General features: G+C 68.1%; 6 protein-coding genes. 2 read left to right on the plus strand and 4 right to left on the minus strand.

Annotated elements, in window-relative coordinates:
* Window positions 1-107 precede the first annotated feature (107 nt).
* The 3 genes from ACJH5R_RS22740 to ACJH5R_RS22750 all read right to left on the minus strand — a co-directional run bounded on the left by ACJH5R_RS22740 (window position 108) and on the right by ACJH5R_RS22750 (window position 10,908).
* On the minus strand, window positions 108-497 hold the full coding sequence (locus ACJH5R_RS22740; protein ID WP_406760131.1) for a holo-ACP synthase: 390 nt from the start codon (window positions 495-497) through the stop codon (window positions 108-110).
* Window positions 498-508: 11 nt separating this feature from the next.
* On the minus strand, window positions 509-9,751 hold the full coding sequence (locus ACJH5R_RS22745) for a fatty acid synthase subunit beta domain-containing protein (protein WP_406783006.1): 9,243 nt from the start codon (window positions 9,749-9,751) through the stop codon (window positions 509-511).
* Window positions 9,752-10,185: 434 nt separating this feature from the next.
* Window positions 10,186-10,908 carry a DUF1906 domain-containing protein gene (locus ACJH5R_RS22750; protein ID WP_406760133.1) on the minus strand — a complete coding sequence of 241 codons (723 nt, stop codon included), beginning with the start codon at window positions 10,906-10,908 and terminating at the stop codon, window positions 10,186-10,188.
* A gap of 118 nt (window positions 10,909-11,026) precedes the next feature.
* Between ACJH5R_RS22750 and ACJH5R_RS22755 the strand changes: the two genes are divergently transcribed.
* Complete coding sequence (locus ACJH5R_RS22755; protein WP_406760134.1) at window positions 11,027-12,283, plus strand: nitrate/nitrite transporter; 1,257 nt, start codon at window positions 11,027-11,029, stop codon at window positions 12,281-12,283.
* Window positions 12,284-12,288: 5 nt separating this feature from the next.
* Here the strand turns inward: ACJH5R_RS22755 and ACJH5R_RS22760 are convergent, their stop codons facing one another.
* Window positions 12,289-12,648 (minus strand): DUF732 domain-containing protein, encoded by a 360-nt coding sequence (locus ACJH5R_RS22760; RefSeq protein WP_406760135.1) that lies wholly within the window; start codon window positions 12,646-12,648, stop codon window positions 12,289-12,291.
* A 415-nt stretch (window positions 12,649-13,063) separates the two neighbouring features.
* On the opposite strand from ACJH5R_RS22760, the gene ACJH5R_RS22765 reads away from it, so the two are divergent.
* Window positions 13,064-14,596, plus strand: a complete 1,533-nt coding sequence (locus ACJH5R_RS22765) for a hypothetical protein (RefSeq protein WP_406783007.1) — start codon at window positions 13,064-13,066, stop codon at window positions 14,594-14,596.
* Window positions 14,597-14,716 lie beyond the last annotated feature (120 nt).

Here is a 14,716-nt window from a genome sequence, read left to right on the forward strand (position 1 = left end):
AAACGCCTGCTCACCGACAATCACACCCCACCACAAACCCACGACCTAGCCGCCGCTTGACATAGGAGCAATGCACGCTCGCGGGGGGAGAAGCTCGCGGAGAGTGGTCAGATCTCGAGGATGGCGACGGCCGCGGCGGTATCGGCCTCGTGAGTCAGCGACACGTGGATCGTCACCTCGGCCAAATGCTGCGCGATCTCACCGGAGAGTCGCACCTTCGGGCGCCCCCAGGTGTCGGTGACCACCTCGATGTCGCGGTGAATCGCCTCCGGCAACACCGGTTTCTGGGCGAACCGCGACCCCGACCATGCCTTGATCACCGCCTCCTTGGCCGCCCAGCGGGCCGCCAGGTGCCGCGCCGCCGACGAACTCTTGTCCGAGGCGTCGCGACGCTCCCCGGGGGTGAACGTCTCGGCGAACACCGTCCCGGGTTGGTCGACCTGCTCGGCGAAGTCGGGAATCGACACCAGGTCGATCCCGACACCAACGATGCCCATAACCAGTGACGCTATCCGATGTAGACGTCGTCGTCGCCGAGCCGTGCCGCGGGGTTGAGCAGCATCGCCGACTCCTGGCGCTTCTCCGGTGAGTCGTGGTCGAACCGCCGGTCCGCGGGCCGCTCGTACATCGGCGTGCCACCGGCGATCGCCGAGGCGAGGCGCCGCTGGCCGGCCAGCACCCGGGAGCTGGCCTGCTGCTCGTACGTCGCGCGCTGACTCGGGTCCAGCGCAGCCAGGAAGGCCGCCGGGTGCACCAGCGCGACCAGACCGGACACGTGGCCGAAGCCCAGGCTGGTGACCAACCCGGCCTTGAGCGGGAACTTCTCCCCCAGCTCCAGCGTCTCGCGCACCCACACCAGGTGGCCGGCGGTCGCCAGCTCGTCGTCGACACAGTCCAGGCTGCGGTTGGGCGGGATGACCCCGTCCCGCAGCACCTGGCACAGGCCCATCATCTGGAAGACCGCCGCGCCGCCCTTGGCGTGCCCGGTGAGGCTCTTCTGGCTGATCACGAACAGGGGCGCACCGTCGGAGCGGCCCAGCGAGTCGGCCAACCGCTCGTGCAGCTCGGTCTCGTTGGGGTCATTCGCCAGCGTCGAGGTGTCGTGCTTGGAGACCACCGCGATGTCGTCAGCGCCCACACCCAGTTTGGCCAGCGAACGGGCCAGCATCGAGTCCTTGCCGCCCCGACCCGCGCCCAGGGCACCCAGGCCAGGAGCCGGGATCGAGGTGTGCACGCCGTCGGCGAAGCTCTGCGCGTAGGCCACCACCGCCAGGACCGGCAGGCCCATCTTGGCAGCCAGGTCGCCGCGGGCCAGCAAAATGGTGCCGCCGCCCTGGGCCTCGACGAAGCCCAGTCGGCGCCGGTCGTTGGCGCGGGAGAACTTCGAGTCGCTGATGCCCTTGGCCCGCATCATCTCGGTGTCGGCGGTGGCCGCCATGTCACCGAAGCCGATGATGGCCTCCAGGGTCAGGTCGTCGTAGCCGCCGGTGACCACCAGCTCGGCCTTGCCCAGCCGGATCTTGTCGACGCCCTCCTCGACCGAGACCGCCGCGGTGGCACACGCCGCCACCGGGTGGATCATCGAGCCGTAGGACCCGACGTAGCTCTGGACCACGTGTGCGGCAACGACATTGGGCAGCACTTCCTGCAGGATGTCGTTCGGCTTGGCCCGCCCGAGCAGGTTGCCGTGGTACATGGTCTGCATCGAGGTCATGCCGCCCATGCCGGTGCCCTGAGTGCTGGCCACCAGCGACGGGTGCACCCAGCGCAGCAGCTCGGTCGGGGTGAAGCCCGCCGACAGGAAGGCATCGACGGTCGCGACGATGTTCCACAGCGCCACCCGGTCGATGGAGGTGGCCATGTCCTGGCTGATCCCCCACACCGTCGGGTCGAACCCGGTCGGGATCTGAGCACCCACAGTGCGCGACAGCTTGCTCTTGCGCGGAACCCGAATCTCGGTGCCCGCCTTGCGGATCACCTGCCAGTCCGAGGAGTCCGGCACCGGACGCACCACGGTGTGCTCGGGGTCGAACTCGACGAACGCCCGCGCGTCGGCCTCGCTGGAGACCACGAACGAGAAGTCCTTGTCCAGGAACACACTGACCAGCAGCGGCGAGGCGTGATCGGGGTCGATCGCGCCGTCGTCGACGAACTCGCGCACACCGACTCGTTCCACCACGGCGTCGTGGTAGCGCTCCACCAGTTCGGCCTCGTCGACCAGCTCACCGGTCGCGGTGTCATACCAACCCGGGGTCGGGTCGTCCTCCCACTTGACCAGCCCAGTGGTCCAAGCCAGCTCCAGCACCCCGGCGGCCGACAGCTCGCCGGCAACCTCCATCTCGAAGCGGGTGCGCGACGAACCGAGCGGGCCCAGCTCGGCGCCACCGACGATGACCACCAGATCGGCTGGGTCGACGTCGAGGTCGTCCCAGACCGGCGGCGGTGCCGGGGTGTGGCCGCGCGGCGGGCTCGGCAGGGCCGCAATGGTGTTGCCGGCATCCTCGGCATCCTCGACGGCTGCCGCGTCGGACGTCATCTCCTCGCGAGCCCGGGCGGCCAGTTCGGCCATGTCCAGGTTCGCCTCGGCCAGGCCACCGGTCAGGTCGGCCTCGATCGGCGTGTTGGCCGCGGCCACCTTGGACTCGACATTGCACAGGCCGAGCAGCATGGCCGCCATCTGCTCCGTCGAGTAAGTGGTGACACCGGCCTCCTCGACCGCATCGACGATGACGTCGTTGTGGCCCATCAGCCCGGTGCCGCGGGTCCAACCGATCAGGGCGTGCGCGAGGCTGACCCGAGATGCCCACGAGGACTCGGCCTTCCAGCGCGACACCAGCGCGTCCAGCGAAGCCTTGGCTTCGCCGTAGGCACCGTCACCGCCGAACATGCCGCGGTTGGGCGATCCGGGCAGCACCACGTGCAGCCGGGAGGCGATGTCACGTTCGGCGCCGATCTTCGACAGGCCGCCAATAAGCCGCTGCACTGCCCACAGCAGCACCTTCATCTCCATCTCGGCGCGCGCACCGGCCTCCGACAGATCGCCGGTGACTCGCGGAGCCGCGAACGGGAACAGCAGCGTCGGAGTCTGCGCATCCTTGAGGTGAATCGACTGCGGCCCAAGGCTTTCGGTCTGCTCGGTACCGACCCACTCAACCAGCGCGTCGATGTCGGCGTAGGAGGCCATGTTGGCGGGCACCACCCACAGTGCCGCACCGAACCGAGCGTGGTCGCGGTAGAGGTTGCGGTAGAAGCTCAGCCGCTCATCGTCGAGTCGAGACGTGGTGGCGATGACGGTCGCACCGCCGTCGAGCAGCTGCCCGACCACCGACGCCGCGATCGAACCCTTGGAGGCACCGGTCACCACCGCGACCTCGTCGCTGTAGCGGCCCCGGCCCGGGTTCTCCGCACCGGCAGCGATCCGGGCGTACAACGAGCCGTGAATCTGCCGGCCGGAGGCCAGCGACCGGGCCTGCCACCAGGACGCCTGGGTGGCGACCACGTGGCCGGCACCCTCGAATCGCTCGGCGAGACGAGGCCAGTCGGCGTCGATGTCGCCTTCGTCGACCAGCCACAGCTTGACCAGGTCTTCACGGGCACTGGCCCAACGGTCGTCGAACAGCACCGCCTTGCGCCCGTCGAACGTCGGCGCCACCAGACGCGGCCAGTCCGAACCCAATTCGGCGCTCACCAGGTCGATCAGCTCGCTGTCGGTGGCGCCCGCCTGGGCACTCACCGCGTCATCGAACCCGAGTTGGCCCAACACCAGCCGGGCCGCTGAGGCGAGCACACCGTCGCGTCCGGTGATCGCACTGGTGAACTCGCCGAGCGCGGCAGCATCCACCGTCGCACCCCCGCCACCGCCTGCCGACGGCAGACTCACCGCGACGCCGCGGCGCGCGGCGACGGCCTGAATGGCCGCATCGATGACCTTGTCGACAGCCGCGCCGTCGGCGAGCGCACCCTCGTGCAGCCCGCCCAGGGCGCCGCCCCGGACACTGGTGCCTTCGCGGGTTCCCAACGCCACCTCGACGGTGACGTGCTTGGCCCAGCCGTCACCGAGCTCCCAAGCCTTCTTGACCCGCTCGGCAATGGCGCCGGGCCGCTTGCCGGACGGTCCGAGAACGGTGCGGAGCTGGTCGTTGATCGCGTCGGTCAGCACCGGGCCGTAGGGCTTGTAGGTGCGCGCCAGCTTGGTCACCTGCGACTTCAGCCCGGACAGGTCGGCCTCGGCAGCGCCGTCGATGGCGCCCAGGTTCAGCTCCGAACCCAGGTCCACCAGCAGCTGGTTACGCCGCGAGGACGCACCATCGGTGATGGACTCGATGGAGTCCAGCGCCTCGATCTGGTCGATGCGCATCTTGGCGCTCAGCGCGATCAACGCGCAGGTGGCATCGGCGGCGTCGAACGCGATGTCGTCGGGGCGCGGGGCACCCGACGGAGCTGAAGGCACAGCCGGCGCGGCGGGCGCCGGGGCGGTCGCCTCGGCCGGGGCGCCTTCCGCGGAAGCCTCAGCCGGGGCCTCGTCCTCCTCCGGCTCCGGCTCGGGGTCCTCATCGGTGGCGAACAGCACCGCTGCGTCCCGCTCGGCGTTGAGCACTTCCACGGTGCTGTGGGCGTACTCGGGCAGCTTGAGCGTGTTCGTGGCCAGCCCGGCGACCGTCGGAGCGGTCTTCACACCGATCTCGACAAACCGCTCCACGCCCAACCCACCGGCTGCCTGCTCGATGAACAGCAGGTCCTGGGTCTCGATCCAGCGCACCGGGCTGGCGAACTGCCAGGCCAGCAACTCGATCACGATCTTGCGGCACAGCTCGCTCGGCTTCTCGTTACGCCAGGTGTCGTAGTCGGCCAGGATCTCGTCGAGCGGCTCGGCCGGCACCAGGTCACGAATCTCTTGGACGAACTCTCGATCCAAGGTGAACGGCTTGGGCACCAGGTTGGGGATGTAGCGTCCGACGATCAGCTCGGGGTCGGTGTCGCGCGGCATGACCCGCTCCAGCGAACGCCGGAAGTCATCGACGCCGATGCGGAGCACCTCGGAGTGGAACGGCACGTCGATCCCGGGCACCAAGATGAATGACCGCTTGCCACCGGAGATCTCACGGCGCCGCTCAACCTCGGCCTCCAGCGCCTCCAGGCCGGCCACCGTGCCGGCGATCGCGTACTGCGATCCGCGCAGGTTGAAGTTGACGATCTGCAGAAATTCCCCGGTGCGCTCGGCGATCTCGGCGACAAACGCGGTGACGTCGGCGTCGTCGAGGTCGATCTGCGATGGCCGGATGGCGGCCAGGCGGTAGTTCGACCGCCCCATGGCGTCACGCGGCACGATGTCGTGCATCTTGGAGCCACGGTGGAACACCACCTCCAGCAACGCCTCCAGCTGGTAGACGTCACTGACACACGCCAGCGCGGTGTACTCGCCGACGGAGTGACCGCAGGCGATCGCGCCCTCGACGAAGGCACCCTGCTCGCGCATCTCGGCAACCTGCGCGGCGGCCACAGTGGCCATCGCCACCTGGGTGAACTGCGTCAGATACAGCACACCCTCGGGGTGCTGGTAGTGCACGCCGGAGGCGATCAGGCTGGTCGGGTTGTCGCGCACCACGTGCAGCACCGAGAAGCCCAGGGTGTCGCGGGTGAAGGCGTCCGCGGAGTCCCAGACCTTGCGGGCGGCCTTGGACCGGGCCCGCACGTCCATACCCATGCCCTTGTGCTGGATGCCCTGACCGGGGAACGCGTAGACGGTCTTGGGGGCGGTCAGCCGGGCGGTCGCCGACATCACCAGGTCCGAGCCGATCCGTGCGCTGACTTCCAGAACCTCTGCGCCCAGGTCGATTCCGACCCGGTCCACGCGGAAGTCGACGTCATCGCCGGGCTTGACCATGCCGAGGAAGCGCGCGGTCCAGCCCACCAGCCGCGCCGGTGGGCGAGCCTGGCCGTCGGTGGCGGTCACCACGTGCTGCGCCGCGGCCGAGAGCCACATGCCGTGCACGATGGGCGATTCCAGGCCGGCCAGCAGCGCCGCGGCCCGGTCGGTGTGAATCGGGTTGTAGTCGCCGGAGACCGCCGCGAACGGCCGCATGTCCGCCGGCGCGGTCACGGTGACGTCGCGCCGACGGCGGCGCGGAGTGTCGGTGGCGTTGTCGGAGACCGCGCCGCCGGCCCGCACCGGGTCGGTCAGTTCCGCGGCGCCGGTGCGCCCGCGGATCGCGAAGCGCTCCTCCAGGGTGGCCAGCACGGTGCCATCGGCAGCGGCAACCGTGACGGACACCGGGACGACGCGGCCGACCTCGGTGTCGGTGGCCGCCAACGCCGTTGCGGTGACGGTCAATTCAGCCGGTTGCGCGGGCAGCGCGGCAAGCAGATGCGCCGCGTGGTCCAAGTGCACCAGGGACAGTAGGCCCTCGACAACCGGGAACCCGGCGTCGGTGGTCGCGGAGCCGATGGCGGCGAACACCGCCGGCCAGCACCGCCCGACCAGTGCGTCGGGCACCGTAGACAGTCCCGGCGCCAGCGGTGCGCCGAACGTTGCGGTCACTCCGGTGTGATCGGCGACCTGCTCGGGGTTCCACGCCACGGCGACGGTGGCCGTCCCCTCGTGCACCGGCGGCAGGGCCTCCGGGCCGTCGACGCCGGCGGCGATGGCCAGCACCGCGCGCATGGCGGCTGCGGCGTCCTCGGTGGACACCAGCGGGGTGGCTCCATCGACGACCGCTGCCGGGACGGTGAAACGAATGTTGATCCAGACACCGGACAGCGGCACGCTGAGCACCACGTTGGATTCTGAGGCGACCTCCAGGCGAGCCCCGGTCGACGGGTGGGTGGCGGTGCGGTTCTCGTGCACCTGCCACTCGGCGGGGTCGGCGATCCGGTGCACGGGGTTGGTGGCGGTGCGACCGGCCCACAGCACGTCGGGGGCGTCAAGCAGCACGGCCAGCGGGCCGGCGACGTCGGTACGGCCCTGACGGCGCGCGGAGACCGGGGTGGGTTCCACACCGGTGGCGAGCACCTGGTCGACTGCCTTCTGCTCGAAGCGGTCCAGCAGCTCACCGACCGGCTCGTCGACCCGGGTGATACCGGCGACGGCGGTGATGCCCGGAATGATGCAGACCTGCTCGGCGGTGTAGCGGGCGTCGTGCGCCTGCCACAGCGAGTCGCTGCGCCACCAACGGCGCACATCCTTGTCGATCACCGGCACGAAGTTGACCGGCTTGCCCGGCGTCTTGCAGAGCTGGGTGAAGAACGGCGCGTCGGCCGGGTGCAGGCGAACCGTCTCGGCTTCCGGGTAGCGAGCCAGCAGAGCCGAGATGGCCTCTTCGGGGCGCTCCAGGATCGACTGTGCCCCTTCCGAATCGGTGAACAGTGTCTCGATCGGGCCGGACTCGAGTTCGTTGAGCCGCGCTTCGGCGCGCTGCAGCATCGAACCGAACCGCTCCCGCCAGGTGTCGGCCAGCCACGGGCTGTCCGGTGAGGCGGTGTCCGCGGTCGAGTCGCCCGCACCGATGGCCAGTTCCACATAGCGGCGCAGCCACTGGGCGTACGTCATCTCAGTGACATCACCGAAATAGGGCTTGGCGGTGTCGGCAAGCGCGGCGATGATCTCGTCGCGACGTGCTGCGACGGCCTCGCCGTCACCGGCGACCTCGTCGAGCAGCCGGCCGCAACGTGAGGCGACGTTGTCGATCTCGTGGATGTCGGCGCCGAGCTGGCTGCGCGAGGAAGCCATGCCGCCCTGCGCTTTTCCTGCGCCGATCCAGTGGTCGGTGCCCGTGGTGTCGACCAGCATCTGCTTCACTGCCGGCGACGTGGTGGCCTCCAGGGTGGCCATCGCCGCGGTACCGACCAGGATGCCGTCCACGGGCATCAGCGGGAAGCCGTGCTGCTGCGACCACCGACCCGACAGGTACTCGGCAGCTTGCTCGGGGGTGCCGATGCCACCGCCGACGCACAGCGTGATGTTGGGCTGCGAACGCAGCTCGGAGTAGGTCGCCAACAACAGGTCGTCGAGGTCCTCCCAGGAGTGGTGACCGCCGGCGCGGCCGCCCTCGACGTGGGCGATCACCGGCGTGGTGGGAACCTCGGCGGCGATGCGGATCACCGACCGGATCTGTTCGACGGTGCCGGGCTTGAACACCACGTGGCTGATTCCGGATTCATTGAGCTCGGCGATCAGCTCAACGGCCTCTTCCAGCTCGGGAATGCCGGCACTGATCACCAGCCCGTCGAACGGGGCGCCGGACTGACGCGCTTTCTGCACCAACCGCTTTCCGCCGACCTGCAACTTCCACAGGTAGGGGTCCAGGAACAGCGAGTTGAACTGGACGGTACGACCCGGCTCGAGCAGCGTCGTGAGCTCCGCAACCCGGTCGTTGAAGATCTCCTCGGTGACCTGGCCACCGCCGGCCAGCTCAGACCAGTGTCCGGCGTTGGCGGCCGCGGCGACGATCTTGGCGTCGACGGTGGTCGGCGTCATGCCGGCCAGCAGGATCGGCGAGCGGCCGGTCAGCCGGGTGAACTTGGTGTCGAGCTTGACCCGGCCGTCGGGCAGCGTGACCACCGACGGGGCGTAGCTCGTCCAGGGCCGAGCGACCTCCGGGACGGCGCCGATGGTGAACAGGTTGCGCTGACCACCACGGGTGGCCACCGGCACGATCCCGATGCCCAGGCCGCGGATCACCGGCGCGGTCAGCCGGGTCAGGATGTCGCCGGGTCCCAGATCCAGAATCCAGCGGGCACCCGCGTCGTGCAGCGTGGTGACCTCGTCGACCCAGTCGACCTCACCCACCAGGATCGAGTCGGCCAGCTGGCGGGTCAACTCGACATCGAGGCCCACCTTGGCGGCCCACTGCGCAACGATCTCGATGCCATCGGACAGCCGCGGCGAGTGGAAACCGACCTCGACCTGGACCGGCTCGAAGACCGGAGCGAAGACCGCGCCGCCACGCAGCTTGTTCTTGCGCTCGGCGGCCTCCTTCTCGGCGATCTGCTCGCAGTACAGCTCGAAACGGGACAGCTGTTCGGGGGTTCCGGTGATGACCACCGCACGGCGACCATTGCGGATCGACAGCACCGGCGGAAGCACAGTGCGCACGTCCTGGGCGAACTCGTCCAACAGTTGCCGGATCCGCTCCGGGTCGACATTGCTGATCGCCACCATCGGAGGACGGTCACCCAGTACCGAGATGCCCCGGCGGCGGGCCACCAGCGTTCCGACGGCGCCCAACAGCTGGGCGATCGCGAGCAACTGCACGTCGGTCGCGCCGCCGGCCTTCAGCGCCTCGACGCCCAGGATGCCCTGCGAGTGCCCGGCCGCGGCGACGGGCGGGGTGGCCGAAAGATCCAGGCCCTGACGCTCCAGCGCCCGCATCGCCGCCATCTGGGTCAGCAGCACGCCCGGCACCGACACGGCGGCCGAGGTCAGCTGCTTAGCCGACGGGATCGGGTCTTCAGCGGCCAGCGCCCGCACCCATTGCAGCGGCTCGAAGCCGATGGGCCGGACCACGACAAGTTCCTTGGCGATCGGCTCGAGCAGCAGGTCGGCCTCACCGGCCAACGTGGCCAGCTCCGTCTCGATGCCGGCCGAGGACACCAGCTCTTCGAGCGACTCCAACCAGGCACTGCCCTGTCCGCCGAAGGCGACCGCGTACGGCTCGCCGGCCGTCAACCGATCCACGAGAGCCGACGAGGCACTGGCGAACCGCCCCGCGCCTGCCCCCTCTGCGGAAACCCGGTCGTGTTCGTGGATCGTCACGGTATGTATCTCCCCTGCCCTGGTTAATGTCACGTCTTCATCGACGGCTGCCGGAATGACCGGCCCATCTGCGGGTTCTCGCGTGTTCGCGGCCGCGCTACAGCCGTAAGAGTGTCATAAGAACCTGTGCCGTTTCCGCAGCAAATTGGTTACTGGTGAGTTCTACGCTCGGGTAACCCAGCCCCGGTTATCACGGGGCTCCACGGCACGCGTAAGCATCCGGGACAAACGTCCTGCATGCGTGGGGTTACGGTCGAGTAGCCATAACGGCGCAGATCAAGGCTGCATTGTTATCGAATCGTTATGTTTAGATCAGCCAGGCCAACTGGCTTTGGGGGCGCCTGATGCTCCGACCTCGAACGAGTGCGGCGATCCCAGCTGTTCCCGCCCCCATTCGGCGCCAGTTTGCTGGCATGACGGCGACCCGACAGCCGTCAGACCCACTGCCCGAACTGCGGCTGCAGGATCTCGTTAATGTCCACTCCCACGCCGCCGACGGTGCGCCGATCGATCTCGACCTGATGCAAGTTGGCGGCCGGATGGGCGATGCCGCCGGGTGAACCGTAGTTGTGTTGCCAGAAGCAGGAGCCCAGACCGTCCTGCAGCGCCCACTCGATGGTCTTGGAGTTGGCGTAGACGCCGGTGCGCTCCGGCCCGATCACCGACTGCCATCCCCGTAGGTAAGGAGCGACCTGCTCCTTGTACTGCTCGTAGGACGGGTTGTCGTCGATCGAGGCGTAGATCGGAGCACTGTCGGGGCCGCCGGCCGCCGTGTGCAACTGTGCGCCACGCTTGGCATGGTCCACACCGGCGTCCTGGCCGCCCAGCCAGTCTGCGGTCGCCTGCTTGCCGAACTGGTAGCAGGAGACGAGCGTGAGTCCGTTCTCCTGCAGGTCACGCGCCTCGGCCGGCTGCAGAGGCTTGCCGAGCATCCACTCCGCGCCGGGCCGGCGGTCCGACACGTAGCGGATAGCGCCTGCTGCACCGGATGCCTTGATCGCGCCGGCCGACAAGACCCCTGCCGAATAATCCAGCAGAATCCCCAGCGGCGCCGCCTCGGCTGCCGCGGCGAGCAGCGCCGAGACCCCGGCACCGAGCCCGGCCGCCGCGGGCACCGTCGCGGCGAGTTTGAACACGTCACGCCGTGAAATCACCACGCGACACAGACTAAGACAGACTTCGGCGCGGTTTGCGCCGGTCACCGGCGGAAATCGCGCCGAAATCGTGTGCGACCATAGCCGGTGTCCTGCAAATGACAGACAAGGTAGGCCGCAATTGCGTCCCTGGATCGTGTGGGGCACCGGCCTGCTGTCCTATTTGGTGGCCGTCCTGGACCGGACCACCTTCGGAGTCTCGGGTCTCGACGCCGCCGATCGCTTCCACGCCGGCCCGAGCACCCTGTCGTCGTTCGTGATCGTGCAGTTGATCGTCTACGCCGCCATGCAGATTCCGGCCGGAGTGCTGTTGGACCGATTCGGCCCCCGGGCGATGATCACCACCGGAGTCACGGTGCTCTCGGCCGCCCAACTCACGCTCTCGCTGACCCATTCGCTTCCCACCGCGGTCGGCGCGTACGGCGTCATCGGCCTGGGCGACTCGTTCATATTCATCTCGGTCATCCGGCTGCTTCCTAATTGGTTCGCACCCGAACGCGTTCCGCTGCTCACCCAGCTGACCGGCATCTGCGGCCAGTTCGGCCAGTTCCTCTCGGCGGTGCCGTTCCTGGCAATTCTGCTGCACGGCGGCTGGACTGCTGCCTATCTCTCAGCGGCCGGACTGGGCCTGTTCGCGGGCGCACTGACACTCGCGGTGACCCGCGACGCCCCGCCGGGGACCCCGGCCGCTGTACACGCGCGAACCTTCCGTGATGCCTTCGGTGAGATCAAAACAGTGTGGTCGCGGCCAGGGACCAAGGCGGGATTCTTCACCCACATGGGCAACGCGTTCTCGCCCGGCGTGTTCGCGCTGATGTGGGGGGTGCCCTATCTGACTACCGCGCAGGGCCTTTCGCGCGGCATGGCGGGTGCGGCGCTGACGCTGTCGGTGCTGCCCTTCATCGTGGTCGGGCTGTTGGTCGGAACAATCTCGGGGCGCTGGCCGGGGCACCGGTCGCGCGTGGCGCTGACCATGATGGCGCTGATCGCGGTGACCTGGACGGTGCTGTTGGCGTTGCCGCACCCCGCGCCGCACTGGTTGTTGGTCGTACTGATCCTGGTGATCTCGGCGGGCCAACCGGTATCGATGCTGGCCTTTGACTTCGCCCGCACCTACAACCCGCCGGCCGCGCTGGGCACCGCGCAAGGCATGGTCAACACCGGCGGCTTCATCGCCACCCTGCTCATCATGCAGGCGATGGGGGTGGTTATCGCGACGGCCGGAGGCTATTCATTCGCAGCGTTCCGGCTCGCCTGGACGATGCAGTACATCGTCTGGGCGGTGGCCGCCGTCGGCGTGGTGATCTATGCGCGGAAGGCACGCAACTCCGAGGCGTTCGGCCAGACGCCAATCCCGGTGGCCGTGTCCGAGCACTGAACGCTTCAGCGCCCCGGTACATGTAGATACGGATCCGGCAGCTGTGGGCAATAGGCATCCCGCGCCGCAGTGATGATGGCGTGCGCTTCGTCGGGCGGCACTTCCAGATTCGCGATGACCGAGACGGGCACCAGCCGGGGCGAGTCGCTCAGCGCCACGCAGACCGCGTGGCCCTCTTGCACCATCAGATTGCGCAGCGGCTCGCATTTGATACTGCCGCAGATCTGCTTGCTGTAGTCGGGGTGCAGCCCCTGTTGCTGCAGTTCGTCGAAGAACACTTGGTCCTCATCAGGTTGCGCCGCGGCAACCGGTAATGGCGCAAGAACTCCGGCCCCGACCATCGCCACGCTGAACGCGCTGGCCATCCACATCTTCATCGCGTTACACCAATCCACGGACGGCTACATCGTCCATTCTGACACCGGCGGGAGCACCGGAGGAGGGAACTTGAGCGGCCGATGAACCGACCCTCGACGTTCACTACAGCCGCTTCGCCCACGCATTAGCTGTAGGGGTGCTGACAGTCCGCTGTTTACGGCACTATTTCCCGCGCATTAGAGGCATGAAATACCTGTTCAATAGACTTTCTCTCATACATCCCCGCGCCAACATCCGCGGTCTCGAATTTATTAGCTGGATGGGATGGACCTATCAGAAACCCGGTCTATCGTTCGTCTCACGCTTCAGCAGGTCGCGCTCGTCTTTGCAGCAACGCCTGGCTGATGCGTCGTCAAGGGGGACGGTCGAACCACACGGGTGGTCTGACTATCGGGGGAAGACATGATCAACGCACCACACTCTCATCGGCGTGCGCGGACTGGCTGGGCGCTGGCCGCGGCGAGCGTCGTGGTCGCGGCTACGGTCGCACCGATCAAGCCATGGTCAGCGGGGATGTCGGCGGCCGAGCGGGCGGTGCGTCTGGTGGCCGGCGACTCCCTGCTCAACGTCCCCTTCAACCTGGCCCAAGACTTCTTCAACGTTCCGGCCAATGAAGTCGCCGCCACCGATGTGCTGGCTGATTCTTTTTTCTGGACCGGCACCTGGTGGACCCCGAGCGCGACGAACCTGTGGGGCGAGGACCCCGGCGACCCGGGGCACTTCATGGCCATCTTCGACTACCTGTTTCCGTTCGCTCCGCAGGTATCAGGCCTCGACCAACCGGAGATCGATCCGACCCTGCTGGCGAACGGGACTGCGGGCCTGGGGCAGCAGTTCGCCATGCTGGCCGCTGCCGAGCTCCCGGTCAGCGCCTCGTGCGACGCCGTCCAATGCGCCCCGATGGTGCCGACGGACCCGATCACCGGCGTCACCGGGATCGACAAGTTGATCGACTTCGAGAAGGTGTTCACAAACTTTCCCAACGCCGACAACCAATTGCCGCTATTCAGCCACTGGTTGCAGGTGCCGTTGCAGCAGCTGCTCACCGGATATCAGTTCCCCAGCACGGCAGCCGATTCCGCCAACCCGACGGCCGCCGGAATCGCGGACCCCTCAGCGGGAATCGGCCCGGGCGGTTCGGTGCCGGGCGCCCCGCTCGACGCGGTACCGGGCAGTCAGGCTCAACCGGGCTTCGGCTTCCCGGGCACCGCGTCCGGACCCGACGGGCAGAACTTGATGCCGTGGTCGGGAGTCAACGTTCAGCTCAACCCGCTCGGGCCGTTCGAGCAGTGGCTCCAGAGCCTGGAGGCGCCAGTCAATCCGAACGGCTTCCAGCTGGTCGGCCCGGACGACGTATCCGAGACCCTGAAAGCTCTGACCGCAGGGGCCGTGGTGGACTTCGACCCGTTCTCCCCCGGCAGCCCGCTGTGCCCGGCGTTGTGCGACCAGTCGCCGTTCGCCCCGCCCTTCGGTCTCACCACGGCGGACCTGGTGCAGTCCATCCAAAACGTCGGGCCGCCCAGTCCGCTGATCAGCGAGTGGCTCAGCCTCAACAGTTCAGGTCTGGCGAACGCGCCGACACAAGACCAGATCGACGCCACCGTGGCGGGTCTGCAGACCGGGGTGTTCACGTTCTCCCCGGGCACCGAACAGCAGATCGTTGACTACCTCAACAGCATCAACCCGAACCTGTCCGAGCTCCTCGTCAACTCGGGGCTGATGACCGACCCGGGCTACCTGGGTCCCTGGGCCGGAACCGGCGGCCCGGACAGCGGCGTCGACGTGCCCTCTGTTCCCAGCGAGCTGGGCGGATTGAACCCGCTGCAGATCTGGCCCGACCTGCTCGGCGTCGCCGACCCGACCGGGGGTCTGTCGGGTGACCTCACCGACTTCTGGACTTCGCTTTCGAGCATTTGGGACGGCTTCGGGTTCTGAGGGCCCGCGGTATCACCCGGCCAGCCCAGTTCACATTTGTGCGGGCGGAGGTGTGTGAGTTCACGACATAGGTGACAGGTGAGTCGGGACATGGGTGACACCTGCGGTGATGGTCGATGA

The sequence above is a fragment of the Mycobacterium sp. SMC-19 genome (assembly GCF_045310815.1).
Taxonomy (GTDB): domain Bacteria; phylum Actinomycetota; class Actinomycetes; order Mycobacteriales; family Mycobacteriaceae; genus Mycobacterium.

Bases quoted from the DNA above. Each gene is read 5' to 3' on its own strand.
- ACJH5R_RS22760 (WP_406760135.1), bottom strand. From the start codon at position 12,648: ATGGCCAGCGCGTTCAGCGTGGCGATGGTCGGGGCCGGAGTTCTTGCG.
- ACJH5R_RS22765 (WP_406783007.1), top strand. From the start codon at position 13,064: ATGATCAACGCACCACACTCTCATCGGCGTGCGCGGACTGGCTGGGCG.
- ACJH5R_RS22740 (WP_406760131.1), bottom strand. From the start codon at position 497: ATGGGCATCGTTGGTGTCGGGATCGACCTGGTGTCGATTCCCGACTTC.